21 protein-coding genes and 1 pseudogene are annotated in these 25,877 nt (G+C 55.0%); 6 read left to right on the forward strand and 16 right to left on the reverse strand.

Annotation, left to right across the window (positions count from 1 at the left end; translation table 11 throughout):
• Positions 1 to 94 precede the first annotated feature (94 nt).
• Positions 95 to 1,378 carry an adenylosuccinate synthase gene (locus tag RI501_RS11565; RefSeq protein WP_313822753.1) on the forward strand — a complete coding sequence of 428 codons (1,284 nt, stop codon included), beginning with the start codon at positions 95 to 97 and terminating at the stop codon, positions 1,376 to 1,378.
• 25 nt (positions 1,379 to 1,403) lie between these two features.
• Positions 1,404 to 2,390: pseudogene (locus RI501_RS11570) on the forward strand (GMP reductase).
• Between the two features lie 65 nt (positions 2,391 to 2,455).
• Here RI501_RS11570 and RI501_RS11575 read toward each other — a convergent pair.
• The 12 genes from RI501_RS11575 to RI501_RS11630 all read right to left on the reverse strand — a co-directional run bounded on the left by RI501_RS11575 (position 2,456) and on the right by RI501_RS11630 (position 17,166).
• A complete protein-coding gene (locus tag RI501_RS11575; protein WP_313822755.1) occupies positions 2,456 to 3,079 on the reverse strand; it encodes a cation efflux transmembrane domain-containing protein in 624 nt (207 codons plus the stop codon).
• A 111-nt stretch (positions 3,080 to 3,190) separates the two neighbouring features.
• On the reverse strand, positions 3,191 to 3,622 hold the full coding sequence (locus tag RI501_RS11580) for a universal stress protein (protein WP_313822757.1): 432 nt from the start codon (positions 3,620 to 3,622) through the stop codon (positions 3,191 to 3,193).
• Positions 3,623 to 3,634: 12 nt separating this feature from the next.
• Positions 3,635 to 5,251, reverse strand: coding sequence for an Nramp family divalent metal transporter (locus RI501_RS11585; protein ID WP_313822759.1), 1,617 nt, complete (start codon positions 5,249 to 5,251; stop codon positions 3,635 to 3,637).
• Positions 5,252 to 5,795: 544 nt separating this feature from the next.
• Positions 5,796 to 7,415, reverse strand: coding sequence for an Nramp family divalent metal transporter (locus RI501_RS11590; RefSeq protein ID WP_313822761.1), 1,620 nt, complete (start codon positions 7,413 to 7,415; stop codon positions 5,796 to 5,798).
• A 424-nt stretch (positions 7,416 to 7,839) separates the two neighbouring features.
• The gene (locus RI501_RS11595) at positions 7,840 to 8,367 is read right to left on the reverse strand and encodes a shikimate kinase (protein WP_313822763.1); all 528 of its coding nucleotides are present in this window, start codon (positions 8,365 to 8,367) and stop codon (positions 7,840 to 7,842) included.
• A gap of 1 nt (position 8,368) precedes the next feature.
• A complete protein-coding gene (locus RI501_RS11600; protein ID WP_313822765.1) occupies positions 8,369 to 9,466 on the reverse strand; it encodes a prephenate dehydrogenase in 1,098 nt (365 codons plus the stop codon).
• Positions 9,459 to 10,772, reverse strand: a complete 1,314-nt coding sequence (gene aroA / locus RI501_RS11605) for a 3-phosphoshikimate 1-carboxyvinyltransferase (protein WP_313822767.1) — start codon at positions 10,770 to 10,772, stop codon at positions 9,459 to 9,461. Before aroA ends, RI501_RS11600 begins: the two co-directional genes overlap by 8 nt.
• A gap of 12 nt (positions 10,773 to 10,784) precedes the next feature.
• Entirely contained in the window at positions 10,785 to 11,312 is a 528-nt protein-coding gene (locus RI501_RS11610) for an amino acid biosynthesis protein (RefSeq protein ID WP_313822769.1), read from the reverse strand.
• 12 nt (positions 11,313 to 11,324) lie between these two features.
• Positions 11,325 to 12,494, reverse strand: coding sequence for a chorismate synthase (gene aroC / locus RI501_RS11615; protein ID WP_313822771.1), 1,170 nt, complete (start codon positions 12,492 to 12,494; stop codon positions 11,325 to 11,327).
• Positions 12,487 to 13,980, reverse strand: a complete 1,494-nt coding sequence (locus RI501_RS11620; RefSeq protein ID WP_313822773.1) for an MFS transporter — start codon at positions 13,978 to 13,980, stop codon at positions 12,487 to 12,489. Before RI501_RS11620 ends, aroC begins: the two co-directional genes overlap by 8 nt.
• Before the next feature lie 869 nt (positions 13,981 to 14,849).
• Positions 14,850 to 16,289, reverse strand: a complete 1,440-nt coding sequence (nhaC, locus tag RI501_RS11625; RefSeq protein ID WP_313822775.1) for a Na+/H+ antiporter NhaC — start codon at positions 16,287 to 16,289, stop codon at positions 14,850 to 14,852.
• A 340-nt stretch (positions 16,290 to 16,629) separates the two neighbouring features.
• Positions 16,630 to 17,166, reverse strand: a complete 537-nt coding sequence (locus RI501_RS11630) for a GNAT family N-acetyltransferase (RefSeq protein WP_313822776.1) — start codon at positions 17,164 to 17,166, stop codon at positions 16,630 to 16,632.
• A 563-nt stretch (positions 17,167 to 17,729) separates the two neighbouring features.
• Here RI501_RS11630 and RI501_RS11635 point away from each other — a divergent pair.
• Positions 17,730 to 18,128: a hypothetical protein gene (locus RI501_RS11635; protein WP_313822778.1), complete on the forward strand. Its 399-nt coding sequence runs from the start codon at positions 17,730 to 17,732 to the stop codon at positions 18,126 to 18,128.
• A 103-nt stretch (positions 18,129 to 18,231) separates the two neighbouring features.
• Here the strand turns inward: RI501_RS11635 and RI501_RS11640 are convergent, their stop codons facing one another.
• Positions 18,232 to 19,095: an aldo/keto reductase gene (locus RI501_RS11640; RefSeq protein ID WP_313822780.1), complete on the reverse strand. Its 864-nt coding sequence runs from the start codon at positions 19,093 to 19,095 to the stop codon at positions 18,232 to 18,234.
• Positions 19,096 to 19,469: 374 nt separating this feature from the next.
• On the opposite strand from RI501_RS11640, the gene RI501_RS11645 reads away from it, so the two are divergent.
• On the forward strand, positions 19,470 to 20,099 hold the full coding sequence (locus tag RI501_RS11645; RefSeq protein WP_313822782.1) for a hypothetical protein: 630 nt from the start codon (positions 19,470 to 19,472) through the stop codon (positions 20,097 to 20,099).
• 179 nt (positions 20,100 to 20,278) lie between these two features.
• Here RI501_RS11645 and RI501_RS11650 read toward each other — a convergent pair whose 3' ends face one another.
• On the reverse strand, positions 20,279 to 21,043 hold the full coding sequence (locus tag RI501_RS11650; protein ID WP_313822783.1) for a potassium channel family protein: 765 nt from the start codon (positions 21,041 to 21,043) through the stop codon (positions 20,279 to 20,281).
• A 204-nt stretch (positions 21,044 to 21,247) separates the two neighbouring features.
• A complete protein-coding gene (locus RI501_RS11655; protein WP_313822785.1) occupies positions 21,248 to 22,417 on the reverse strand; it encodes an ArgE/DapE family deacylase in 1,170 nt (389 codons plus the stop codon).
• Between the two features lie 306 nt (positions 22,418 to 22,723).
• On the opposite strand from RI501_RS11655, the gene RI501_RS11660 reads away from it, so the two are divergent.
• Both RI501_RS11660 and RI501_RS11665 read left to right on the forward strand, forming a co-directional pair.
• Positions 22,724 to 23,233 (forward strand): YbhB/YbcL family Raf kinase inhibitor-like protein, encoded by a 510-nt coding sequence (locus RI501_RS11660; RefSeq protein ID WP_313822787.1) that lies wholly within the window; start codon positions 22,724 to 22,726, stop codon positions 23,231 to 23,233.
• 14 nt (positions 23,234 to 23,247) lie between these two features.
• On the forward strand, positions 23,248 to 23,760 hold the full coding sequence (locus tag RI501_RS11665) for a universal stress protein (protein WP_313822789.1): 513 nt from the start codon (positions 23,248 to 23,250) through the stop codon (positions 23,758 to 23,760).
• Positions 23,761 to 23,832: 72 nt separating this feature from the next.
• Here RI501_RS11665 and RI501_RS11670 read toward each other — a convergent pair whose 3' ends face one another.
• Complete coding sequence (locus RI501_RS11670; protein ID WP_313822791.1) at positions 23,833 to 25,866, reverse strand: right-handed parallel beta-helix repeat-containing protein; 2,034 nt, start codon at positions 25,864 to 25,866, stop codon at positions 23,833 to 23,835.
• Positions 25,867 to 25,877 lie beyond the last annotated feature (11 nt).

Here is a 25,877-nt window from a genome sequence, read left to right on the forward strand (position 1 = left end):
GTTCGTTTTCGGCTTGCTTTTTAATTCCGAACATGGTAAATTAATTCTTGCTGGGTCGTTCGGCTTAGCAAAAATAAAACGATGAGGTGTTGTTATGTCATCAACAGTAGTAGTTGGTAGTCAATGGGGCGATGAAGGAAAGGGCAAGATCACTGATTTTCTAAGTGAAAAAGCGGACGTTATCGCGCGCTACCAAGGGGGCGACAACGCCGGTCACACCATCGTCTTCAACGGCCAAACGTTTAAATTACGCTTGATTCCGTCTGGGATTTTCTACGCGGATAAGACCAGTGTGATTGGTAACGGTGTGGTCCTGAACCCGAAGTCCTTAGTTGAAGAACTACAGTACCTCAACGACAACGGCGTGGTCACGGACAATCTCCGGATTTCCGATCGGGCCCACGTCATCCTGCCTTACCACATTCTCTTGGACAAGTGCCAAGAAAAGACCAAGACCAACAAGATTGGGACCACCAACAAGGGAATCGGCCCGGCTTACATGGATAAAGCCGAACGGGTCGGTATCCGGGTGGCCGACTTGCTCGACCGCGACACCTTCGCCGCGAAGCTCAAACAAAACTTGGCCGAAAAAAATGAGTTGTTCATCAAACTCTACGATGAACAACCCCTGAACTTTGACGATATTTTCGAAACCTACTATCAATATGGGCAACAATTGAAGGCCCACGTCACCGACACCTCCGTGGTGATCAACGACGCCATCGACGCCGGCAAGAACGTGTTGTTTGAAGGCGCTCAGGGCGTGATGCTCGACATCGACCACGGGACTTATCCGTTCGTCACTTCTTCAAACCCTGTGGCTGGGGGCGTGACCATCGGTTCCGGGGTCGGCCCAACCAAGATCAACCAAGTGGTCGGCGTCTGCAAGGCCTACACATCTCGGGTCGGCGACGGCCCCTTCCCCACTGAACTGCACGACGAGATTGGCGACACCATCCGGGAGACCGGCCACGAATACGGTACGGTCACTAAGCGGCCTCGCCGGATCGGGTGGTTCGACAGCGTGGTGCTCCGGCACGCCAAGCGCGTTTCCGGCTTGACTCACCTGTCCCTGAACTGTCTAGACGTCCTGACTGGCCTAAAGACCGTCAAGATCTGCAAGGCCTACGAACTCAACGGCGAAACGATTTACCACTATCCCGCTAGCTTGAAGGACCTCTCGGCTTGCCAACCGGTCTACGAAGAATTACCAGGCTGGACCGAAGACATCACCGGTTGCCGGTCATTGGCGGAATTACCCGAAAACGCCCGCAACTACGTCAAGCGGCTTGAAGAACTCGTCGGCGTCCCCGTGGCTACCTTGTCCGTGGGTCCCGACCGTGAACAAACCAACATTTTACAGTCCATCTGGGACTAATCCACTAATTAGGAGTTGACCAGCGATGCATCCATCCGAAGTATTTGATTACGAAGACATTCAACTGATTCCCAACAAGTGTATCCTCGATAGCCGGTCCGACGCCGATACCACGATTACCTTCGGCGGCCGCAAGTTTAGAATTCCCGTGGTACCCGCCAACATGGAAACCGTCATCAACGAAGAACTGGCCACCTGGCTGGCGCAAAACGATTACTTCTACGTGATGCATCGCTTCCAACCCCAGGAACGGCGCGGCTTCATCGAACGCATGCACGCTAAGCACCTGTTCGCCTCAATCAGTGTCGGCGTCAAGCCCGACGAACACGCCTTCATCGACGAGTTAGCGGCGGCCGACCTGGTCCCCGAATACATCACCATCGACATCGCCCACGGGCACGCCGATTCCGTGATTCGGATGATCAAGAAGATCAAGACCACCCTGCCCGCTAGCTTCGTGATTGCCGGTAACGTCGGGACGCCCGAAGCCGTCCGGGAACTGGAAAACGCGGGTGCCGACGCCACCAAAGTCGGCATCGGCCCCGGTAAGGCCTGCATCACCAAGCTCAAGACCGGTTTTGGAACCGGGGGCTGGCAGCTCGCCGCCCTGCGGCTCTGCGCCAAGGCGGCCCGGAAGCCCATCATCGCCGACGGGGGGATTCGCTACGACGGCGACATCGCCAAGTCCGTCCGTTTCGGGGCCAGCATGGTGATGATTGGCTCCATGTTAGCGGGGCACGAACAATCGCCCGGTAGCAAGTTAACCATCGACGGCCGCGTCTACAAGCAGTACTGGGGCTCCGCGTCCGAGAAATAAAAGGGCGCCTACCGCAACGTGGAAGGCAAGCAGATGCTGGTCCCGTATCGCGGCGACATCGCCGACACGTTACAGGAAATCCACCAAGACTTACAGTCCTCGATTTCCTACGCCGGTGGCCGCAACCTGCTAGACATCCGCACCGTTGACTACGTGATCGTCAAGAACTCCATCACCAACGGCGACCACTACTAAATCTTGAAATATTATTAAACGACCGATTCCTGTGAGGGTGAATCGGTCGTTTTTTTGGCTCTCGCCTAACCTTCACCCCGACCATTCTGAAAGGCTTCCCAGCCCTCACTGGCAATGAAATAGACCAGGACCAGCGCAGCCACGGAATCGGCCCACCACCAGCCGAACGCAGCGGTCAAAACCGCCCCCATCAAGACGGTTCCCGCCATGTAGGCGCAGGTGATGTTACACATGCCATCCTCGATCAAGGCCGGCGACCCAATCCGCTGACCAATCCTGCGCTTACCCACAGCCAGGACCGGCATCAGTAGCACTGAAGCCACCGCAATCGTTATTCCCGACCAGCTGGTATCGGCCAACTGGTGCGTGGCCAGGTTGTACCCCGACACCCCGATGACGTAAACCGCCAGTAATAGTAGCACCGTCCCCACGATTAACGACGACCGCCGCTCGGCTTGCGCAATGGCCGCATCGCTAGCCGTACCCGTCACCGACTTGCGGAGCCGCCAGATTAAGGTGCCACCCGAGATGATTTCTAAAAAGCTGTCCAACCCGAAGGCGATCAACAGGATGGACCCCGCCTTTAACCCCGAAGTGAACCCAACCAGAAATTCAAAGGTCATCCAGGCCGTTGAGAAATATTCGAGGTGTAACCCCCGGCGAAACGCCTGTTGCTTAACTGATGTCATGTTGTTTATCCCCTTTTTGCTAAGTTTTGTCTAAAAAATGGCGGCCTAAGCCATGTTCAAAATGAACATGACTTAGACCGCCACAAGTGATGCTAATTTAATTTTAACAGCTTACCGGATCACCAAAACCGAAATCGGTGAGTATTTCGCCATGTAGGCGGCTTGACTCCCGAAGTGGCGCCGAACGCCCTTCTTGGCTTCCGAACCAATGATTAACAAATCTGGTTGAACGTGGGGGATCACATCTTTGACGATGGTTTCTCCCGGTCCCCCGTCCGCGACCAACGCGTGCACCTTCGTCAGACCGGCCTTTTGGGCCTGTTGTTGATAGTCCTGAATGTGTTGCTCCAGTGCCTGACGCTCCCCGTGCACGTAGTCTTTACTCAAAGCTTCATAGACGCTCATATCATCGCTTTCCAATACGGACACGATGTAGAGTTCCGCATCATCACGCTTGGCTTGATGCAAGGCGTACTCAAATGCTAACAGCGCGTCGGCCGAATCGTCGACCCCCACTAAAATACGGTTAAACTTTGTTGCCATCTCTATCGCCCCTTATGCTTCTTGGTCAGCAGCGTCATCGGTCATCACCGCTTCCACGGCAGATTCAACCCCCTCAGCCTTCAAGTGGTTTTCCAACCGCTTGTTACCTTGGTGGAGTTCAACGATGGTCCAAACCAGTAAGGCTAGGATTGCGGCAATCAGAATGTAGGCAATCAGATTAGCGGTATTCGTTTGAGCGGCCGTCGGGTTGTCCCCGAAGAAGGCGGCAATCTGATCTGGCAGACCCTTCATGTTCAAGACGGTCAGTCCCACAACGGAGACCCACCCTAAAATCTTGACCCACATGGTGTTCTTGAACTTTCCCATTTCCAACTTACTGTCAGTCATCATCAACAACGGCAGCATCGAGAATGGCAAATCAAACGCCAGAAAGACTTGTGAGTTGTTCATCAGGTCGTTTAACGCAGTGTGCTCGGCGATGGCGCTCTTCCCACTGGTCATCATGACACAGATCAGCACAGGAATCACGGAAATCAACCGGGTAACTAAACGCCGTAACCAAAGTGGCATCCGCATGTGGACAAAGCCTTCCATGATGACCTGACCGGTTAAGGTCCCGGTAATCGTGGAGTTTTGCCCGGAGGCTAACAGTGCCACGGCGAACAAGGTTGATAAGATCCCGGTCTTGGCGACCCCGGCTAAGACCCCGTTGCTCATGGTTGACGTATCGGACAAGGCTTGGAACAGCCCGAAGAACGACGGATCCTTGACGGCACCGGACTTGAAGACGGCAACCCCCATGATCAACAGCAAGGCATTCACGAAGAAGGCCAACGTCAGTTGAATGTTGGAGTCCCAGCTAGCGAAACGCACGGTCCGGGCGATGTCAGCTTCGTCACTGTGGTCAATTTCCCGCGTTTGCGAGATGGCCGAGTGCAGGTACAGGTTGTGCGGCATCACGGTCGCCCCGATGATTCCTAGAGCCCCTTGTAACGGATTGTTCCCGCCAATCACTGGCTTTTCCGCGAAGGTGGCACCGGTCGGAATCAAGCCCTTGAAGACGCCACCCCAGTCTGGGTTAGAAAGCGCCACTTGGTAGGCAAAGACCACCAGAATCACCATGATCAGGCAGACCACGATGGCTTCGATCTTCCGGAACCCAATCTTGGTCAGTAACAGTAAGAGCAAAACGTCAAAAACGGTAATGAACACGGAAATGACTAAGGGAATATTGAATAATAGATATAACGCGATCGCCGCCCCGATAACTTCAGCGATATCCGTGGCCATAATGGCTAATTCTGTCATGATCCATAAGACGATTCCCAGGGCTTTACTGGTCCGCGCCCGAATGGCTTGGGCCAAGTCCATCTGACTCACGATCCCAAGTTTGGCGGCCATGTATTGCAGCAACATCGCCACTAAACTTGAAATCAAGATAACAGACATGAGTAAGTACTGGAAATTTTGTCCCCCGGTGATCGACGTGGACCAGTTCCCGGGATCCATGTACCCCACGGCAACCAAGGCACCCGGACCGGAATACATAAACAGGGCCTTTCCAAAACTAATATTACGTGGCACTTTAACCGTGCCGTTGATTTCTTCCAACGAACGACCGTTGGCGTACTGAATCAACTTGTGCTTCTTTGCAACGTTATCAGACACGACAAAAAACTCCTCTCCTGATTCACTTAACAACGACCTCATTATACATTAAATCTAAATACGTGCAAAGACTTTTTTAGTTGACCCTAAACTTAGTTTGCCTCGAATAAGATTATTTTTTAAATTATTCATTTAAAATTGAAAGCGGCACCAATCCCGTTATTTTAGGATACTTCCGCCATTGATCCAGGCCCGTTCAGCCCACTCAAGCGCACCCAAAAGCCGCCAATATTTTTTTGATAATGCCAACTCATTTTTAAGGGCACCTAAACTTTCTACTTATAATTTCATAACAAAAAGCGTAATCAACGGTTTTTTCGACCAACGATTACGCTCCTAGATGGTGACATCCTTCAAAATGACTGAGAGTGGGACAAAAGGCTCAGACTCGTTAGTATCTCCGAATATTTGGCGTTGAAACGTGCGCCAAAAGGCAGCTGGTTCCGCTTAACCCCGTAAGGCGAATAATCCAAGTCCAGGATTATCCACCTTACGACGTTAATGCTCACCAGCTAACCGCCTTCTGTCCCACTCTCAGGTTTCCTTAATCCTCTTCGTGGTTTTCCACGCCTTCGGTCATCGCCGCTTCTACGGCGGATGGTTGCCCTTCCGCCTTCAGGTGGGCGGCTAACTGTTGATTACCGTGGTGCAATTCAATGATGGTCCACAGTAACAAGGCCAGAATCACGACAATCAGAAAGTCGGCAATCCCATGAGCCAACGCCGTTTGTGCCGCCGTCGGGTTGTCCCCGAAGAAACCGGCGACTTGGTCGGGCAGTCCCTGCATGTTCAGCACGGTTAATCTAATCACGGATAACCATCCCAGAACCTTGACCCATAAGGAATTCTTGAACTTCCCCATCTCAAGTTTACTGTCGGTCATCATCAACAACGGCAGCATCGAGAAAGGTAAGGCGAAGGCCAGAAAGACTTGCGAATTGTTCATTAAATCGTTCAAAGCCACGTGTTCGTCGATGGCACTCTTCCCACTGGTCATGCCCACGCAGATCAACACCGGAATCACGGAGATGACCCGGGTGACTAACCGACGTAACCATAGCGGCATCCGCATGTGGACGAACCCTTCCATAATGACCTGACCGGTTAAGGTCCCGGTAATCGTGGAATTTTGCCCGGAAGCTAACAGCGCCACGGCAAATAACGTGGAGAGAATCCCGGTCTTCGCAACCGAGGCCAGCACACCGTTACTCATGGTCGAGGTATCGGATAAGGCTTGAAACAGCCCGAAGAACGACGGATCCTTGACGGCGCCGGACTTGAAGACGGCAACCCCCATGATCAACAGCAACGCGTTGACGAAGAAGGCTAACGTCAGTTGAATGTTGGAATCCCAGCTAGCAAACCGGACCGTCCGCGCAATATCCTTTTCGGAATTGTGGTCGATCTTCCGGGTTTGCGAAATAGCGGAGTGCAGGTACAGGTTGTGCGGCATCACGGTCGCCCCAATGATTCCTAGTGCCCCCTGCAGTGGATTAGACCCGCCCACGGTTGGGCTAGCCGCAAACGTCTTACCAGTCGGAATCAATCCGGCAAAAACGCCGCCCCAGTTGGGGTTAGACAAGGCAACTTGGTAAGCGAAGACCACCAAAATTACCATAATCAGGCAGACCACAATCGCTTCGATCTTCCGAAACCCAATCTTAGTCAATAAGAGCAAAAGCAACACGTCAAAAACGGTAATAAACACCGCCATGACCAACGGAATATGGAACAGCAAGTATAACGCAATCGCCGCCCCAATGACTTCAGCAATATCGGTCGCCATAATGGCGAATTCGGTCATAATCCATAAGACAATGCCCAGGGCTTTACTGGTTCGCGCCCGAATGGCTTGGGCCAAGTCCATTTGACTCACGATTCCAAGTTTGGCTGCCATGTACTGCAGCAGCATCGCGACTAAACTTGAAATCAAGATGACAGACATTAACAAATACTGGAAGTTTTGCCCACCGGTAATGGACGTTGACCAGTTCCCAGGATCCATGTACCCCACGGCAACTAAGGCTCCGGGACCCGAATACATAAATAACGCCTTCATAAAACTAATATCGTGCGGTACTTCCACGGTACCGTTGATTTCCTCCAGCGATCGTCCGTTGGCGTACTGGATTAGCTTACGCTTCTTGGTCGTAGTTTCCGGCATGAAAAAAACTTCCTTTCAACGGATGGGTGACCAGTGGTTCAATCCGGGCGCCACATTGTCCGGGTCCATTGCGCCGTCACGCGCACCCAACTTTGGCTTTCAGTAGTTACTTCGCTCCTTTCTTAATCGCCCAAAGTGTAGCAAAAAAGACCACCCCCGGGTCCATAAAACGCCCTTAAACCGGATCGCTTGTATGCCACACTTTACGAACCCGGGCTGGCCAATTGCGCCCCCACATGACCTAGCCCCGCCAAGATCAACTGGTGGTCGGACCCGCCAACCGGGTTCCCTTCTCCCAGAAGAACGAGTACACCAAGATTAGCGCTTCAAGTTCCGCTCACGTCACAAAAATAGCGCCCCTAAATTGACTGTTCCCGTCAACTTAAGGCCGCCGTTTTGTGACTGCCGATTGATTTAAGCTTCTTTACCCGTTGGCCGCCAGTCGGTGCCCCGGCTGTAAAACCCGGGTCTTGATCTCGGCCACGATTTGAGCCGGGGTCAACCCGTCCGTAGCGACCGCCACGTCGGCCGCCGCGCGGTACAGGGCCGCGCGTTTTTGCTTCAAGGCCATTAACCCCCCGCTGCCCAGTTCGTCGACCAGGGGCCGGCCGGTGTCCTGCGCCACGCGCCCCAGAATTGTCTGATCGCTGGCCGTCAAACAAATGACGGGTACCGGGCTGGCCTTTAAAATCGCCGCGTTGGCCGCAATCGTGGGCGTACCGCCCCCCGTGGAGAGGATTCCCGGTTGGGCGATAGCGTCGCGGAGGGTCTGTTGTTCAAGCTGGCGAAAATAGGCTTCGCCCCGTTCCGCAAAAATCGTGCTAATGGTCTTTCCAGCGCGTTGGACAATCATGTCATCTAGGTCGGCGTGGTGGGTGCCCAGTTCCGCGGCTAATAGCTGACCCACGGTGGTCTTCCCACTGCCCATGAACCCAATCAAAATGGCTTGCATCTTAACTCCTCCTCACAATCTGATAATCGGCGCCCTGTAATAACTCGGCGGCCTGGTCGCGGGTCGCGGCTTCCCCGAAGGTCAGCTGCAAGACCCCGTCAACTTCTTCACGAATCTCTAAAATATGAATGTTGACTAAGCTCAGGTGAGCGGCGGCCAACCGGTGCGTGACGTCCGCAATGGCACCGACCTGGTCGGGCACGTTCAGGAATAAATCAAAGAAATTAGGCAGGCTGCCCAACCGGTCGGGCCCCAGGTGGTCGCGGGTGGTCTTGGCGTGGGTGAAAAACGCGTTGATCTGCGCGGCATCCTGGGTGGTAATCGCCGTTTCCATCCGGTTCAGTTCCGCCTGGTAAGCCCGTAACTGATCGGCTACCAGGGCGCCGTTGTTCAGTAGGATGGCGGTCCACATAGTTGGGTCCGACGAGGCGATTCGGGTGATACTCTTGAAGCCCCCGGCCGCTAACCGCAGCCCCAACGGCGAGTCCGCCAACGCGGCTTGCGTCTGGTTGACCAGCGCAGCGGCCACGATATGGGGGAGGTGGCTCAGTTGCCCCACGATGCGGTCGTGTTGGGTCGGCGTGACCGTCAGCCATTTGACGTGGGTGCCCACCAGGAGGTCCTGTAGCCGGGTTACCGTGCTAGTCGGTGCGAGACCCGGCACCAGAAAGTAAAACGCGTTTTCGAATAAATCGGCGCGGCCGGCGGTCACCCCGGACTTGTGCGACCCGGCCATGGGGTGGCCGCCGATAAAGGTGACCCCGCGCTGTTGCAAGGGCTTGGCGGCCCGTAAAACGGTCTGCTTGGTACTCCCCACGTCGGTGATCAAGACGTCGGGTTTGAGCGTTAACGACGCCAGCAACGCCAGGTCGTCACAGATCACACTGACCGGACCGGCCAGGATGATCACGTCGGCGGTCGGCGCGGCGGCCATAAAGTCGTCTGCCCGTTCGTCGATCAGGTGTTGGGCCACCGCATAGTCGAGGCTGTCAGAATTAACGTCACAGCCCACCAACTGGTCGTCCGGGTGCGCCGCGCGAATCGCTAACGCTAACGAACTGCCAATCAGGCCGAGGCCCTTAATCAAAATTTTAGGCATGCGCAGCCTCCGTTTCGGTAGTCAAGTGGGTCAGATCGTCAAAGAAGCTGGGGTAGGAAATGTTGATGGCCCCGGCGTCCGCTAAGGTGGTCGGCGTAGTCAATCGCAGGGCCGCAATGGCCATCATCATGCCGATGCGGTGGTCGCCGTGGCTGTCAAATTGCGCGGCGCTGACCCGCCAGGCCGGCCGCCCATCGATGATAAAGCCGTCCGGTTTTTCGGTGATCCGCACGCCCAATTTCCGCAGTTCGGTCACGATGGTGGCGATGCGGTCGGTCTCCTTGACCCGCAGTTCTTCGGCCCCACTGATTTCGCTGACCCCGTCGGCCGTGGCGGCCAGTAAGGCCACCAGCGGCAACTCGTCGATCACCGCCGGAATGTCGGCGGCCGTCAACTGGATGGGGTGTAACTGCGCGGCGCTGACCGTGATGTCACCCAGCGGTTCCCCCGGCTGGTCAGTCAACCGGATGTCGAGGTGGCCGCCCATCCGTTGGAGCACGTCGATGATCCCCGTCCGGGTGGGATTTAAGCCCACGTCCTTGAGGGTAATTTGCGAACCGGGAACGATGCTGGCCGCCGTTAAGAAGAAGGCCGCCGAGGAGACATCCCCGGGCACCGTGATGGTTTGGCCGGTCAGGTGCGGTTGGGGCTGGACCGTGATGGTGCGCCCGTCCGCCGTCGTGGTCAATTCACCGCCAAACGCCCGTAAGAGCCGTTCGGTGTGGTCGCGGGTCGGAAGTTTTTCAACAATGGTGCTGGGACCGTCCGCCTGCAAGGCCGCTAAGATCAAGGCACTCTTGACCTGGGCGCTGGCCACTTGCATCTCGACGTGCGTGGCGTGTAGCGCCCGGCCGTGAATTTGCATTGGCAGGTGGCCGGCCGTCAGGTCAATCTGTGCGCCCATGGTGGCCAGTGGTTGTTGGACCCGGGCCATCGGGCGTTGACTCAACGACGCATCCCCCACCAACGTCGCGTCGAAAGCTTGACCGGCTAGTAACCCGGTCATCAGGCGCGTGGCGGTCCCGGCGTTCCCCATGTCGAGTGGCTGATTGGCGGCCCGCAACCCGTGTAGGCCCTGGCCGGTCACCGTGACCGTGGTACCGTCGCGTTGAATCGGCACGCCCAACGCGCGTAACGCGTTTAGCGTCGACAGGCAATCCGCGGCCGTTAAGAAGTGGGTCAACCGCGTAGTCCCCGTACTAATGGCCCCCAAGATCAGCCCGCGATGGGAAATACTCTTATCGCCGGGCACCGTGCTGGTACCGTGTAAACCGGTCGTTGGCCGGCGCATTAATGTTTTGATCATCTGGTCTCACCCTTACTTAATTTGATAGACGCACCACACCATGCTGGGCGTGAGGCGTTTTAATAGTCGTTCGTCAGCCCCTAAGCTGACGTTTTTTTCGTTGGTTAAGACGTAGGCGCCCCGGTTATCCTGATAGGCGCGATACGCTAAATACTTGCTGGTGGCGGTCTGCACGTCCACCTGACTGACGATTCGCTGGAGCAGTTGGGCCGTGGCCGCGTGGGTGTAGCCGATGCGGTTGTCGGCGTCTAAGCGCTGCACCACCACCAGCGGATCCAGGGCCGTGATGAAGCTGGTCTTTAAGGTCCAGTGATCGAGTAACGCGTAGTGAACGTCGCCCCAGCTGGCGTGCAACGTGGGCGACTTGAAGGCCGCTGGAATCACCAATTCGTCGTGCGCGTACGCGTCGAGGTCGGTTAAGATCTCTTCGAAGCTGGGATGCCCCACGATGGTGGCCGCTCCGGCGTACGCAACTTGGTTATAGTGCAGAGCCGCGGCGTAACTGTCAGTCGCGCTGGGCCCCAAGGTATGAATTTTCATGGTCGCCCCGCCTTAGTAGCGCTGCAGTTCGTCGCGGTACTCGGCGATGGTCCGCTTCAATCGCTCGAGGTTACTGCCGTCAAACGTTTCCGTGATTGCCTTGGCCAGTTCGATGGCCACCACACTTTCGACCACGATGGACGCCGGCACGATGGCGGTGGTGTCGGAGCGTTCCACGCTGGCCTTCTTGACTTCCTTGGTGGCAATGTCGACGCTTTGCAGCGGCTTGTAGAGGGTCGGAATCGGCTTCATGGCCGCCTTGACGATAATCGGCATGCCGTTAGTCATCCCGCCTTCGAAGCCGCCCAGGTGATTGGTCAACCGTGACCAGCCGTCTTCGGCGTTCCAGTCGATCTCGTCCATCACCTGGCTACCGTGGCTGGCCGCGGCCGCGAAGCCGTCACCAATCTCGACGCCCTTCATGGCGTTGACGCCCATCACGGCCGCGGCGAGTTTGCCGTCCAACTTGGTGTCCCAGTTGGTGTAACTCCCCAAGCCGGCCGGCACGTGGGTGGCGACTACCCGAATCACGCCGCCCAGCGTATCACCGGCCTTGCGCGTGGCGGTAATCAGGTCATGAATCTCGTCGACCTTGGCGTTATCGGTGATGCGCAGGTCGTTTTGGGTGATGGCTTGTTCTAAGGCGGCCACATCCAGTCCGGCTTGCGGGTCGGTCTTGACCTGACCAATCTGTTGGACGTACCCCACTAAGTGGATGTCGAGTTGGGCTAAGAGTTGTTTACAAATCTGGCCGATCGCCACCCGCATGGCGGTTTCTCTGGCCGAGGAGCGTTCCAAAACGTTCCGCAAATCGCGGTGACCGTACTTCATGCCCCCGACCAAATCGGCGTGACCGGGCCGTGGGCGGGTCACCTGCCGGAGGGTATTTTCCGGAGTGGCCGGGCTGGTCGGATTCATGATTTTGGCCCAGTGAGCGTGGTCACGATTTTGAATGGTCAGCGCTAACGGCGAGCCTAACGTGACGCCGTGGCGCAGACCGCCGACTACGGTGACCTGGTCGTGTTCGATCTGTTGGCGGTTACCGCGGCCGAAGCCGCCTTGCCGGGCACTCAGGCCCGCGTTGATGGCGTCGATGTCTAAGGTCAAGCCGGCGGGAATACCGGTCAAGATACCCGTTAGTTGGGGGCCGTGTGATTCACCGGCAGTGACGTAATTAATCATGTAAATCCTCCTTATTAGTTAGCCCGCTAGTCTGTGGTGCGACCGGAGCCACTTGGTGCGTGGTGGTCTTGCGGGCGGTCTGGTAAGCCCGCGAATTACTCATAATGGCTTGGTAAATGGCCTGTAGGTACGGCGTGTGGGCCGCTTGGTTACTGCGTTGAGCGACCCGGTCCAAGACCCGGTCTTCTCGGCTCTGGTCCAGGACAGGCAAGTGAGCCTGTTGCTTGAGGTCGCTAATGTCGGTAACGGTCTCGAACCGTTGATTCAACAGCCGCACGATCTTTTGGTCAATCTGGTTGATGGCCTGCCGGTCGGTTTCTAACGAATGGGCCGGTCGCAGCGCCCAAGCGGTCACCGCCACACAACCTAATCCAGCTGCGGCCACTACCAGGTCGGACCGCATCGCTGCAGCAATGCTCTGCTTGGATAACCAACCGGTAATCAGTGGAATCGTGAAGGCGGCCACACTCCCGAAGGTGAAGAACGTCCCAGTAATCGTCCCCTTAATGTGTGGGTACAACCGCAAGAAGATGTTTAACCCAATCTGCATCGCGCCCCCGGCGGCTAAGAACCCGAAGGCTAATGACGCCACCATCGACAACCACGGCACGGCCGCGTAGCAGACCACCGCTAAAGCGATGAGGGAGCCGACGTTCATCCCCACCAACAACTTGCGTTCTGAAATGCCCGTCCGTAAGAGCAGGAAGATCACAATGACCCCGGTGATGGAACCGATACTGTATAGCGATAACAACAGGTGGGCCAAAACCGGGCCGAAGCCGTAAGTCTTAGTGACAAACAAGCTGATCCATTGGGTGTAAAGAATCATCAGAGCCATTGAGGTGTAGCCGTAACCCGCTAACCCTAGCGAGGCGAGAATTCGCCGGGACTTGGGCAACTGCTGGGCGGCAACCGCCGTGGCGTCGTCGGCCTGGTTACGTTGCGGGAAGGTTTGCCGGTTCAAGAAGAACAGGTTGAAGACCAGAACCGCGGCGGCTAACATGAAGGACCAGCCGTACCATGCCTGGTTGGCTTCTAGCGTGGCGATGAACAGCGGTAGGATGAACTCCCCGATGGACATGAAGGCTTTGATCAAAATATTGGCGGAACCTTGATTCCCCCCCATTTCGATGAAGGTTGCGTAGGTCCCGGAATCTAACGCCGAGTTGGCGATCCCGGCGACGATGGCTAAGGCGTAGGCCACCTGAATGTTGCGGACAAACGCCATCCCCAAGAAGAAGACCAGGTAGCTGAGCATCCCGATATTAATGAAGACCTTACGACCAAACCGGTCGGATAAGTTCCCGAAGATGAAGTAGGCGAAGATCCGGCCAATCCCAATCCCCGAGAAGACGTAGGAGACAGTGGCCAGTGGCGAATTCCAGTGTTGGCTAAGCGCCTGCATGTTTTGGGTCAGGATGATCAACCCAATCCCGTGAACAAAGTAGTTCAGGTATAAGCTAAGTGATAATGTTCGTTTATTCATAATCTCGCTCCTTTGATTTAACGGTAAAAGCAAACAAAAAGGCCAGCTAGATTTTCATCTAGCTGACCTAATCCCCGCCTGACGACGGATTTTTCTCGAGAGAAATTGGATTTAGCCTAGCTAGGTGAAACGTGTCTAGCTGGCCAAAGACAATCATGACTTCGCTAACTCTAGACACGGACGTGTGTGCCGTCCGTATCTGGAATGCGATACGGACGCTACCTAAAGTAAACTAAGCCAAAATAATACGCGGTCGTTGGTAACTGTAAGTTCGTCATGATTATCTGTCCTTTCCGTTTAAGTGATTGGCTATATTAAAACATTCTCATTTTGTGATGTCAATACTAATTTCATTTTAATTTTCTTTTTTTGTGGAGGTTGGTCGTTGGTGGGCCGCTGCACTCTGCCGAGCCAGCGGGAATAGTCGTTGATAGCCGCCTTGCCGGTCGGTCCCAACGGGGCTGGAACGTGGTGGGCACGACTTGAAGCCTCACCCACCCCGTGAGTCTTCAAGCTCGACCTTTCTGTAAGCCGGGAAACCCACCCGCCTAACAGAAATTTCACCACTGAGCCCCATTGGGACCTCCCTCTCGGCTAAGGTGGAGCACCCAAATTAGAATTGGGAATACCCCCACCCGCGAAAGGTTATCACTAGTGTGAACGAGGTACCCACAACGTAGCGCAACGGCGCCGACTGGCGTTCTAGTAGTGAAATTATCCTTAAGCGACGTTTCTTGTCAGTTTAGGATAAGGTCGAGTTCTGGAGACCGCCGGGTTTGGACGGGCTTCAGAATCGGGCCCACTACTAGAACGCTGGCTCGGCAGAGTGCAGCGGCTGGCAAGGCGACCAACAACGACCAAACTTTACTCTACCGACCAGAAGCTTCCGGCGTGACGGCCGTGGTGGCGTTGGTGGCCGCAGCGGGCGCCTGCCGCTTCAGACCAATCCCCGTGAACCCACTGATGATCGAGAAGACCGGCGACAATAGGCTAAAGAAGCAGAATGGCAGGTAAGCCAGCGTCGAAACGCCCAGCGTGTTGGCCGCAAAGGCTCCGGCCACGCCCCAAGGAATCAGGTAGTTGATGACGGTCCCGCCATCTTCCAAGACCCGACTTAACGCTAAATTAGCCAACCCGCGTTGGTTAAAGGCTTGCTTGAAGGCCTTCCCGGGTAAGATCACGGACAGGTACTGTTCGCCGACGAAGATGTTGACCCCGATGCCCCCTAAAATGGCGGCAGTGACTAGCGACCCAGATTTAGTGAGCCGGTTGACTAACGGCGTCATGGCCGTTTGAATCAGGTCGAACTTCATCAGTAAGCCCCCTAACGACAGGGTTAGGATGATCAGAGAAACCGTCCCCATCATGGAGCTAACTCCACCCCGGGATAACAGGGCGTCGACGCTGGCGTTCCCGGTCTTGGACACGAACCCAGATTCGATGGTCGTGGCTAACCCGGACAGCGAGGTCTTGGGTTGTTCGATGAAGATCATCACGATGGCCACCCCGATGTTTAAGAACAACGTGGCGATGGCCGGCACCTTCATCACGGCACAAACGACCATGATGACCAGGGGTAAGGCGGCCCACCAACTGATGGTGAAGTGCGCCTGCAGCGTGTTAACGGTCGTGGCAATCTTGCTCATCCCATTATCGCTGGCGGCCCCGGTCCCAATCACGGCGTAAATCACCAGGGAGACCAGGAAGGCCGGAATCGTCGACCACATCAGGTTACGGATGTGGCTAAACAGGTCGGCTTCGGCTACGGCGGATGCCAGGTTGGTCGAGTCGGACAGCGGCGAGGTCTTATCGCCGAAGATGGCCCCGGAGATAATTGCCCCGGCGACTAACGCGGGGTTCATCCCCATGGTTGCGCCCATCCCGAACAGGGCGATCCCCACGGTCGAAATGATGGTGAAAGCACTTCCGATGGACGACCCGATGATGGCGCACACCAGAAAGACCGACGGCACGAACCATTTGGCGGAGATTAAGTGAAACCCAACCACCATCATGGACGGAATGATGCCGGCTTGAATCCAGACACTGATCAAGGCCCCAATCAGGATAAAAATGAAGATGGGGATGATCCCGGTCTTAATCCCGTCAATGATGCCGCCGTGAATCTTTTCCCAGTCGGCGCCGCGGACCCGCGCCCACAAGATGACCAGAGCAATCACCAACATGACCGGCGTTTGCGGGGATAAACCAAACTTAATGACCCCGGTTCCCATAATCACCAACATCAGAAGTAACACGATCAAGGCTTCCCTTAATTTAACGGGTTGCCACTGCTTTGCTTGTTTCATACGACCACTCTCCTCATTCTCTCGATAAAAAAATCGTCCCTGCCGCAAGTTTCCTTGCAACAGGGACGATTGATTGACTTCTACCGTGGTACCACCCAGCTTGACTAACCAGTCCGCCTAAGGGTCCAGTTAGTCCACTCTCTAGAAGGTAACGGTTCTAGTTTCTCCGCCTGGCGGACCAGGACGTTCCACTGTATTTCGTCGAGATTACCCTGATCGGTTCGCAGCACCCACCGACTTTCTGACACCCAGATAATTCGCTACTTGTAATGGAAGTTAACGTTCGCTATTTGATTGACTAGAATGATAGCACGGTGAGAAAAGGCCGTCAACCTTTAATTTAAATTTTATCGAAAGCTGACGGATATTCCAGCATCCCGCCGACGTGGGCTAAGGCCCCGGGAGTCAACGGTTTGATCAGGTGGTTACCCATCGGTACCATACGGCTGTTATGGATTGAAAATTCTTCGGCCATCACGTACCCGCGTTGCCCGTAGTAGTTAGAATCGCCAACCACACTAATGGCCGGATACCCCTCTAGGCGCGCCCGGACCTCTAACTCACTTAACAGCCGACTCCCCACCCCTTGGGCTTGCCAATCGGGATGCACGGCTAATGGCGCTAAGGCCAAGATCTTGGTGGTGTGGCGGTTACCGCGCACCGTGACGGGCGTTAAGATGCCGTGACCAACGACGCTGTCCGTGTCGGGTTTAGCCACCATTTCAAAGCTTGGTTGGTACTCGTAAGTGTTTCGCAGCTGGTGAAGGAAAGCGACCTCCCGTCCGTGACTCTCGGCGACTGGCGCAAAGGCGTCAGTCACGATCTGATCGACTTGGTCAAAATCCGTTGGTTGAATCGTTTCAAAGCTTAACTTCAATTCGTCTACCTCTCATTTCTCAGCGGCTCACAACAAGTTGATGACTAGGGCCTGTTTTAACAAACGCTTCCGGGCCAGTCAGCAACGGGCTGGAACGGGGTGGGCACGGCTTTGAGCCCAAAGTTCAGGTCTCAAAGTCCGACCTTTGTCTAAGCCGGTAAAAACCACCGGCTAAGTCAAATCTCACCCCTGAGCCCATTGCTGACTGCCCCTCCAACTCATACTAGCAATAATGGTCGCTTTGGAATTAATCCTCAACAAGCAGTCATCATCAAGTCCCAAGGCGGGTCCTAGTAACTGACTAGTAGGTGGTGAACAAATACTTAGTTCTCATTGCGTAACCCTAATCAAAGAATTACCCACCTACGTCAGATTCATCAAATTACGTCCTGCATCTCTTAGATTAACTATTTTGCCTCAACTAAGATAATACATAGATATAATACTGTGCTATTATACACGACTACGTCCAAATTTCGAGGATTCCCCGTTAAATTTGACCAAATCGCTTGAATTTACCAGCCCCAGCCCCTTACACTGGGAGCAACTCAACTGGAAGTGAGATGATTAACTTGACGCACAAATTACGCTGGGCGCTGGCTGCCGCGGCCCTTTACGTGGCCTTCGTCGTTATTGCCGTGACCACCGGCTTCTTAGCCCCCAGTAAGATTGGCCTGCAATGGACCATCCTGTGGTACTTCGTGGCCGCTGGACTGGCGTACTACTTCTACTTTAAAAACGTCACTTACCGCGAAATTATCTACTACGCGCAAAAGCTTGGTTACCACTACGCTGATCTGAAATCTTGGGTACCCAACTTACGGGCTAACCAGGACGTTCCCAACCCGGACAAGCCCCGGTTCTTCAGCCCGTTCACCAAGGTACCCATTACCGCCACCAACATCATCGGGGACAAACTAACCGCCGAAGCCCAGCAGAAGGGAATTCCTCAATATCGCTAACCACTAAAAATGACGCTCCTCCGTCGATCGGAGAACCGCCATTTTACCGATAATCTTTTACAGCCGAGTGCCGTTAGCTCCCCCATGTCGTTATCCGCAAGGGTTACTTGCGACTTGAGTAAGTCTGGGATTGCTTCAACCAAGCCTCGTCGTCAGGGTTCGGGCCAACCCGCTTACCGGCGTCGAGGTCGCTGATCTGGTGCATCTCGTCTTCGTCCAGGCCAAAGGCAAAGATATCCCGGTTCGCCGCAATCCGGGCTTCATGGGTGGACTTAGGAATCACGACTTCTTCGCGTTGCACGTGCCAGCGTAAGATGACTTGGGCCGCACTCACGTCGTGGGCCGCCGCAATTTCGTTAATCACCGCATCGTGCAAGACGTCGTTGTTACCACCGCCCAGTGGACTCCAGGCTTCGTGCAAGATACCTTGCGTTTCCAGGTAAGCGTGCAGGTCCTTTTGCTGGAAGTACGGGTGCGTTTCCACCTGATCGACCACCGGCTTAACCGTGGCCTTTTCCATCAAGTGTTCCAATTGGTGTTGCTGGAAGTTCGAGACCCCGATGTTTCTAATCTTGCCGGCCTTGTAAAGGTCTTCCATGGCCCGCCAGCTTTCTTCGTAGCCCGGTGCCGGCCAGTGGATCAGGAACATGTCGAGGTAGTCAAACCCCAACTTGTCGAGCGTTGTCTGAAAGGCCGCCTTGGTCTGGTCGTAGCCCCGTTCGCTGTTCCACAGCTTCGAGGTCACAAAAATATCTTCGCGCTTAAGGCCGCTTTCCCGGATGGCTTCGCCCACCCACTGTTCGTTGCCATAGTAGGCCGCCGTATCGATATGCCGGTAACCGGCTGCTAACGCCCACTTCACGGCATTCTTGGTGTCCTCGGCGTTGTCCACCTGGAACACGCCCAACCCGAGTTGGGGAATCTGATTGCCATTGGCTAATGGTAAGGCTGGAATCTCATTATGCATAATTTAAATACCACCTTTTCAACTTGATAGCTCTATCATACAATAATTCGCCCGTTTGCTCGCACTTGGACCGCCGAAAAATGAGAAATAGGTGGTTTTGATTTCTCTCTGTGCCGCTTTTGCGGTAAGATGGAAGGTGTGGTAGTTTACCGTCGTGACGGTAAACTCACTTTTTGGATTTACAGCAAAGAAACGGTCGTCGTCCCCACCATTTTAAGGACCGGGAACGACCCGCATGCGATCATCACGCTCATTCAGCAGATTTGCGACGGCCCTTTTGCCGTCACCGTATGCGACTTACTTCGACGTCAACGGCGTTACTGATCGGCCACTTCACGACCGACACACCGTTTCTGGACATGGAGGTTTTTCAGTTGAACAACCAAGAACCAAAATCACGTGTACAACGCTATAATTTTAATGCGGACGACCAACCCTCGTCCCGGCGGCGCCGCCGTCAACGCCGGTGGTGGCCCTGGGTCTTAACAGTGGTGACCCTCACCATTGCCGTGCTGTTAGTACTGGTCATCAACACCCGCAAATCATCGTCTTCCTCGGATACCGCGACGGCTTCTAGCGTCGAGTCTTCGTTGACGGCTAAGTCCTCATCAACGTCCGAGCAGTCCGTCTACGAAAGTTTCGAAGCCAAGTACCGGCAAGCCCTCACGAACGGTACGTTAACCGCCGCTCAAAAGCAGAAGCTTCAAGCCATCATCAACAACGAAGACAACAGTGCTACCCAGGCGCGTGAGCAGAAGTTACTGGACCAGGCGGAGGTCACTAAATCATCGACCGCTACCAGCTCCTCGAACACGAGTCAAAGTTCGACGACCAAGGAAAGCAGTAACCCGACATCCTTCGGCACCACCCACACCTTCTCCTCGGTCAACGACGCCCAAAACTGGGCCCAGGCCTCGAAGAGTCAGTGGTTACAAGCCGGCTACTCCACCTACACCATCACGTCCGATGGGCAGGGTAATTACAATTTACAGTTCGTTCGTTAAGTCTTAAGGGTCTGGGACAAAAGTCTCAGGCTCCTTTTCGTCTCCGAACACCTGGTGTCGAAACGTGCGCCAAAAGGCAGCTGGTTCCGCTTAACCCCGTAAATCAGATAATCCAGACCCAGGATTATCCGCTTTACGACGTTAATGCTCGCCAGCTAACCGCCTTTTGTCCCACTCTTTTAATGTTTTCGGTTCTGGTGCTGAATCTGGCGTTGGAGCTGGTCCACCTTGACGGTCAACGCGTCCACCTTCTGCAACAGGGCCGTTAAATCGGCCTGTTGCTGAGTGGTTTCGGCACTAGTGGTCTGCTGCGCTCGACTGGTAAAGAAGTCCGTGATGGTACTGGTCAATAACCCGATAAACCCGATACCCCCGAACATCAATACGCTGGCGATGATTTTCCCCACGGCCGTGTGCGGCGTTTCGTCCCCGTACCCCACCGTGGTGGCCGTCGTCACCGCCCACCATAGTGAATTGGCCAGGCTTTGCTTCTCAGATAAGGAGAACAGAAACGCACTGAGCACGATGATGGCGACACTGATGGAGAACAGGTAAATGAAGCCGGTACTGTAAATGAACCGGTGATAGGCCTTGGTCCACTGGCCGTCGAGGCCCCAGCGCCAGAAGAGGTGGTGAAACCGAATCAGGCGCACCACCCGGCCCAGCCGGAAAAAGGCAAAGACCGGGTGCATGGGGATGATCCCTAGGAGGTCGAACGCCGATTGAATCAAGAAAATCTTCCGGTTGGTGGTCACGGCTAACCGCACCAGGTAGTCGACCGCAAAAAGTGCCAACAGGCCGTTACTGATCACCCGTTCTACCCCCAGTGGCCCTAAATGCCCCAGCATGAAACTCACGTTAACCACGGACAGCAGGGTGAGCCCGGTCACCACCAGGTGGTAGCCGGCCAACCACCGCCGGCGAGTGCGTTGTTGCATCGTCACATTTTTCGCTTCCCTTAATAAATTAAACTCTAATATAGTGGGTTTAGCCGCCCTTGCCAAGGCCCCCGGCAAAACTTTACCAATTTGGCCACTTTTTTAGCAAAACTTGAGAACCCCAACTCATGGTTCCCTCACGACCGATTGCCATAAATAAAGGACTTCGCGTCGTCGCGAAGTCCTTTTGTCGTTGCCTTTTTCACGGTCCTAGTCGGTACCGCCGTTAGCCGGTTGGGCCAAGAATGCCGGGACCAACGCCTCGTAAAAGTCGATGGCCTGCAGGTACTCCTGAATGGAGATGTACTCGTCGGGTTGGTGCGAGGTGTTACTGCCGGGACCAATTTCGATACTGGTAAAGTCCCCCTTGGCGCGTAGGAATTCCGCCCCGTCATTGGCGCCACCGGACCCCACCACCTGCGTGTCGTGGCCGCAAACCCGATCACTGATTTGCTTGGCCAACTGAACCAGCGGGGCGTGCGGATCGCCCGGGATCGCTTCTTCGGGGAAACTGTATGACAGGTCGAGTTGGACGCCCGGCTCCTGATTGAGCTTCGCCACCAGACCCTCTAGCTCGTCGTAAATCATCTGGTTCGGGTACGCCGGAATGGTCCGCATATTGGCCATCAACTCGGCGTGCGCCGGAATCGAATTAATCTGTTCCCCACCGGAGATCAGGTCCACGTTGTGTAACAGCCCGCCCAAGACGGGATCGGTCTGCGTATGTTGCGCCATCAACGGCCCTACGGCGTTATAAAACTTCATGAGGTTCGTAATCGCGTTAATGCCCAACTCCGGGCTGGCACTGTGAACGCCCTTACCCGTGGAAACCACTTTGTAGTCGATCACGCCCCGGGCCGTATAGACCACCTGATCCAAGCCACTGGGTTCGGCAATCACTAGTCCGGCAAGATTATCGGCGTACCCGGCGTCGGTCAGTTGAGCCGCTCCGTACTCGCCGGTCTCTTCGCCGACCGTCGCTAACAACCGCACACTTCCGGCCAACGGGGTCCCCTGTTCCAGGAACTCTAGCAGGGTAATCACGATGGCGGCCAGCCCGCTCTTCATGTCCGATGCGCCCCGACCAAAGAGCTGGTCACCGACGATCTCACCACCAAACGGGGCGTGGGACCACGCGGCCTCGTCGCCCGGCGCCACGACGTCCATGTGACCGGATAACCCCAACCTCGGGCCGGTAGCCTGGCCGATGGTGACCACCAGGTTATCCCGTCCTGGGGCGTAGGTCAAACGCTCAACCTTTGCCTGGGGATACGGGGCAAACAGGCTCGCTAGGTAGTCCGCCACGTCGGCCTCATGGGCGTTAACGGACGGAATCTGAATTAAATGTTGTAAAATCTCGATTTTGGTTTGGGGAGTCATCCTGGATCAAATCCTTTCTCTGAAAAAATGATTAAACTTAGCTTACGCTATTTTAATCAAAAATCAAGCTATTTTTAATAATTTATGCGATTTATTTTTTCTATATGGATTTTTATACATTATTTTGTGTATATTACTCATGGGGTGCTTGGCGTTCAGGACCGTGCGCGACCCCTAAAAACTACCAAGCAATTCTCCCTAGTCACTGCAAACGAACGGTGCGGCAAGCCGTGTTAATCTATTCGCGAGGACCCCCACTCCTGCGGTATAATGTGAGTAAGTCACAGCTTATTTAGGAGGGATTTCATGCGTATCTTTGTACCGACCGAGAACGGCTACCTCGCCGATGAATTCAGTAAGCACGCCACGGGCGACGACGTTTACCAAGGAACTCCGGTCAAATCATTTCCCATCAGTCTGAGTAAAATCCCCAGAAAAACGCGCACCATTGCGTTGAATCTGATCGACTTCGATGCCGTGCCCGTCTCCGGCTTCCCCTGGATTCACTGGGTGGCCGCTAACTTTCCGGGAACGACCCGGGAAATCACGGCCGACGTTTCGCGGACCAACGCGATTCCCCACGTCCACGGCCGGAACAGTAACGCCGGCGCGTTAATCGGCAACACCGATCCCGCTATTTATCAGAACTACACGGGTCCCTTTCCGCCTAATGCGGATCACGACTACAGCCTAACGGTCTACGCACTCAACACTAAGTTGGAGCTCGCCGATGGCTTCTGGCTCAACGATCTGTTACACCAAATCAACGGTCACGTGTTAGACACCGCCACCATTACGCTGCGCGGCCGAGTCTAAAAAGAAGGCTAAGTATGGCATTTAACTACCAAAGTATCCTGGTTCCCGTTGACGGTTCCGTTCAGGCCGAACTGGCCCTGAAAAAAGCCGTCACCGTGGCCCAACAACATCACGCACACATCGATCTGCTAAACGTCTTGCGCATTAATCATTACGGTTTCTACGCCAGTGGGTCCATGCCCGGTGACGTGATTCACGAATTGACTAGTGACGCGGTGGGTTACCTCCAATCCCTGGTCGAGACCACCGGCGCGGCCACCGGGTTTCACGACATCGCCCCGCACGTTCGGTTTGGCAATCCCAAAACCGTGATTGCTACCGAGTTCATCAAGGATCACCATAACGACCTAATCATGCTCGGCGCTACGGGACTCAGCGCCGTGGCGCGCATGGTCGAAGGGTCCGTAACGGCCTACGTCAGTCGGATGGCCACGGTAGACGTGTTCGTGGTGCGAACCGACATGGCCCGCCAACCAATCAACATGCACCAGGTCACGGCGGAAAATCAGGAACAACCGAAATTATAAAAGGACGGTCAAAAGGCGCTAGAAAGTCATCACTTTCTAGCGCCTTTTGCGTGGCAGAGAATCCTTCAGTTCTTAAGCTGGCCACAAGTTCGCTGTCGCGACATCCCCCGAGATGAAGGGACCCGGAACGGTGGTGATCCCCCGGTGATGGCCAAAGTAGTCCTGGTCAAAGGTAATCTCCTCGCCGTTGGGGGTCTCGTACCGTTGTTCCGGCTCAAAGGCTTCCCCCAAAGTCTGGGTCGTGATAATCCCTGCAGAAGCGTGTTTGAGGAACTCGTAAAGGTTACTTTCAAGGTGCACCTGGTCCCCGTTAGCCACTAGTTTAACGGTCACGTGATCTCGGCGATTGACCCAGTGATTGGTCTCCTTTCGCCAGGCCCGGGCCCCGTTAAAGTAGCTATTACCGGCCGCCCAGATGGGGAGATGGCTGAAGTGAGCTTCTTTAAGGGCGCTCATATCGTTTTCCTTCGCCACCGTCCCTTCTAAACGTTTAAACGGCGCGTACCATTCTGCGTAGGTTGGGTACTCATCAAACCCACTCGTGCCGACCCGTTCCGGATCCTCCGGCGAGCGATCCACTACGGTTTCGTGGCCGGCGGGTTCAACCGGCCAGTTCTGGACGAAAATGTTGTTATAAAACCGATTATCCCCGTGCAGGATCGACATGAACCCGGCGACTTCCGTTCGGTGCGGAATGTGATACGGCGTATAGCGTGGTTGGTTTTTCCCGGCCACCACCGCATCGGTGTTCGCCCCAATCGACGTGATTGAGCCCAACATCAGGTTGTGCACGCAGGCCACCCCTTCCGTCGCTAGTCGCAAGGAAACCTTGGAAAGCAATAGGTTATTGTCAATCAGGGTGGGGCCGTGCCCCACTTCGACGAAAATATCCTGGCTCTGCATCGCCCCCGCAATCCGTTCAGCGGTCCCCGCCGGCGCATAGTTATGGTCGAGTAAGTTCTGGGTGATGCGGGTTCCCTGGGCCTCCCAGTCGGTCCAGATGCCCATGGTACAATCGTTGATCCGGTTCCGCCGAATAATCACGTCAATGGCCGCGTGGAGCTTGATACCAGCTATTTCCGCTCCGGCCAACTCCTGCATATTATTGATATCGTGGATGTGGTTGTCCTCAATGAGACTGAACACGCCCCCCTGACGGCCCACGATCCCGTCTTGTTCACAATGATGGATGTTGCAATGACGGATGATGTGGTGGCCAATCTTCTCTTTGAGCCAGCCGTGATATTGTCCCCGGCAGACCGCATCGCGTTCCATCTGGGTGGGGCTCTTCACGTGTTTGTACGTGAAGTACTGGTCGTTAGCTGGATCCCGGTACTTTCCTAACGAGATTCCGGCGCAGCGGCTGTGGCTGATATCGCAATCCTCAATGATCCACCCCTTCGACCAGTGGGGACCGATCATCCCATCTTGGTAGGAAGCCGGTGGCGCCCAGGTCGTGGCAGCTTTAGTGATGGTAAACCCACTCACCGTGATATTGTTGATGCCCGTGGCTTGGGGCATGAAAACCTCCCGGCGAACGTTAATCGTGACGTCTTCGCGGTTGGGATTCTTCCCCTGAAAGTTCGCGTAAATCACGGTTTCGTCCGTCGCGTCATCCTGTTCGGTATACCACTTATAGACTGAATTTTGCCGCTCCCAAGAACGCGCATAAACCTTGGCGGCTAAACAGTCGGCCAACGACGTGGTTTCGTAGAATTGGTGATCGTTTAGGTACACCGCTCCCGTGTGCTTATTCACCGGACCAAAGTACCAATCCCCCATGACGTAGGTGGTATACGGGTTATAGGCCCCAAAGCGGCCGTTAGGGATGCGGACAACCCAGACATTTTCTTGGTAGGGTTGCCAAGTCTTGACGGTTTCGCCCCCCGTGATGATCGCCTTACGGGGCGCAACACTGCGGTAGGTAATCCGTGCAGCGTCCGTCCCGCCGTGGCGGGGGTTGACGTATTCGTGATAGGTTCCCGGAAAGACTAGCACGTCATCTCCCGCCAGCGCGACCTGTGCCGCCGCGTTGATCGTTTTATACGGGGCTTCCTGGGTGCCGTTGCCCTCTCGTGTTGCTTGTGCGTCTACATATATCTTCATGAACCATGCCT

Source organism: Levilactobacillus zymae, assembly GCF_032190635.1.
GTDB classification, from domain to species: Bacteria; Bacillota; Bacilli; order Lactobacillales; family Lactobacillaceae; genus Levilactobacillus; species Levilactobacillus zymae_A.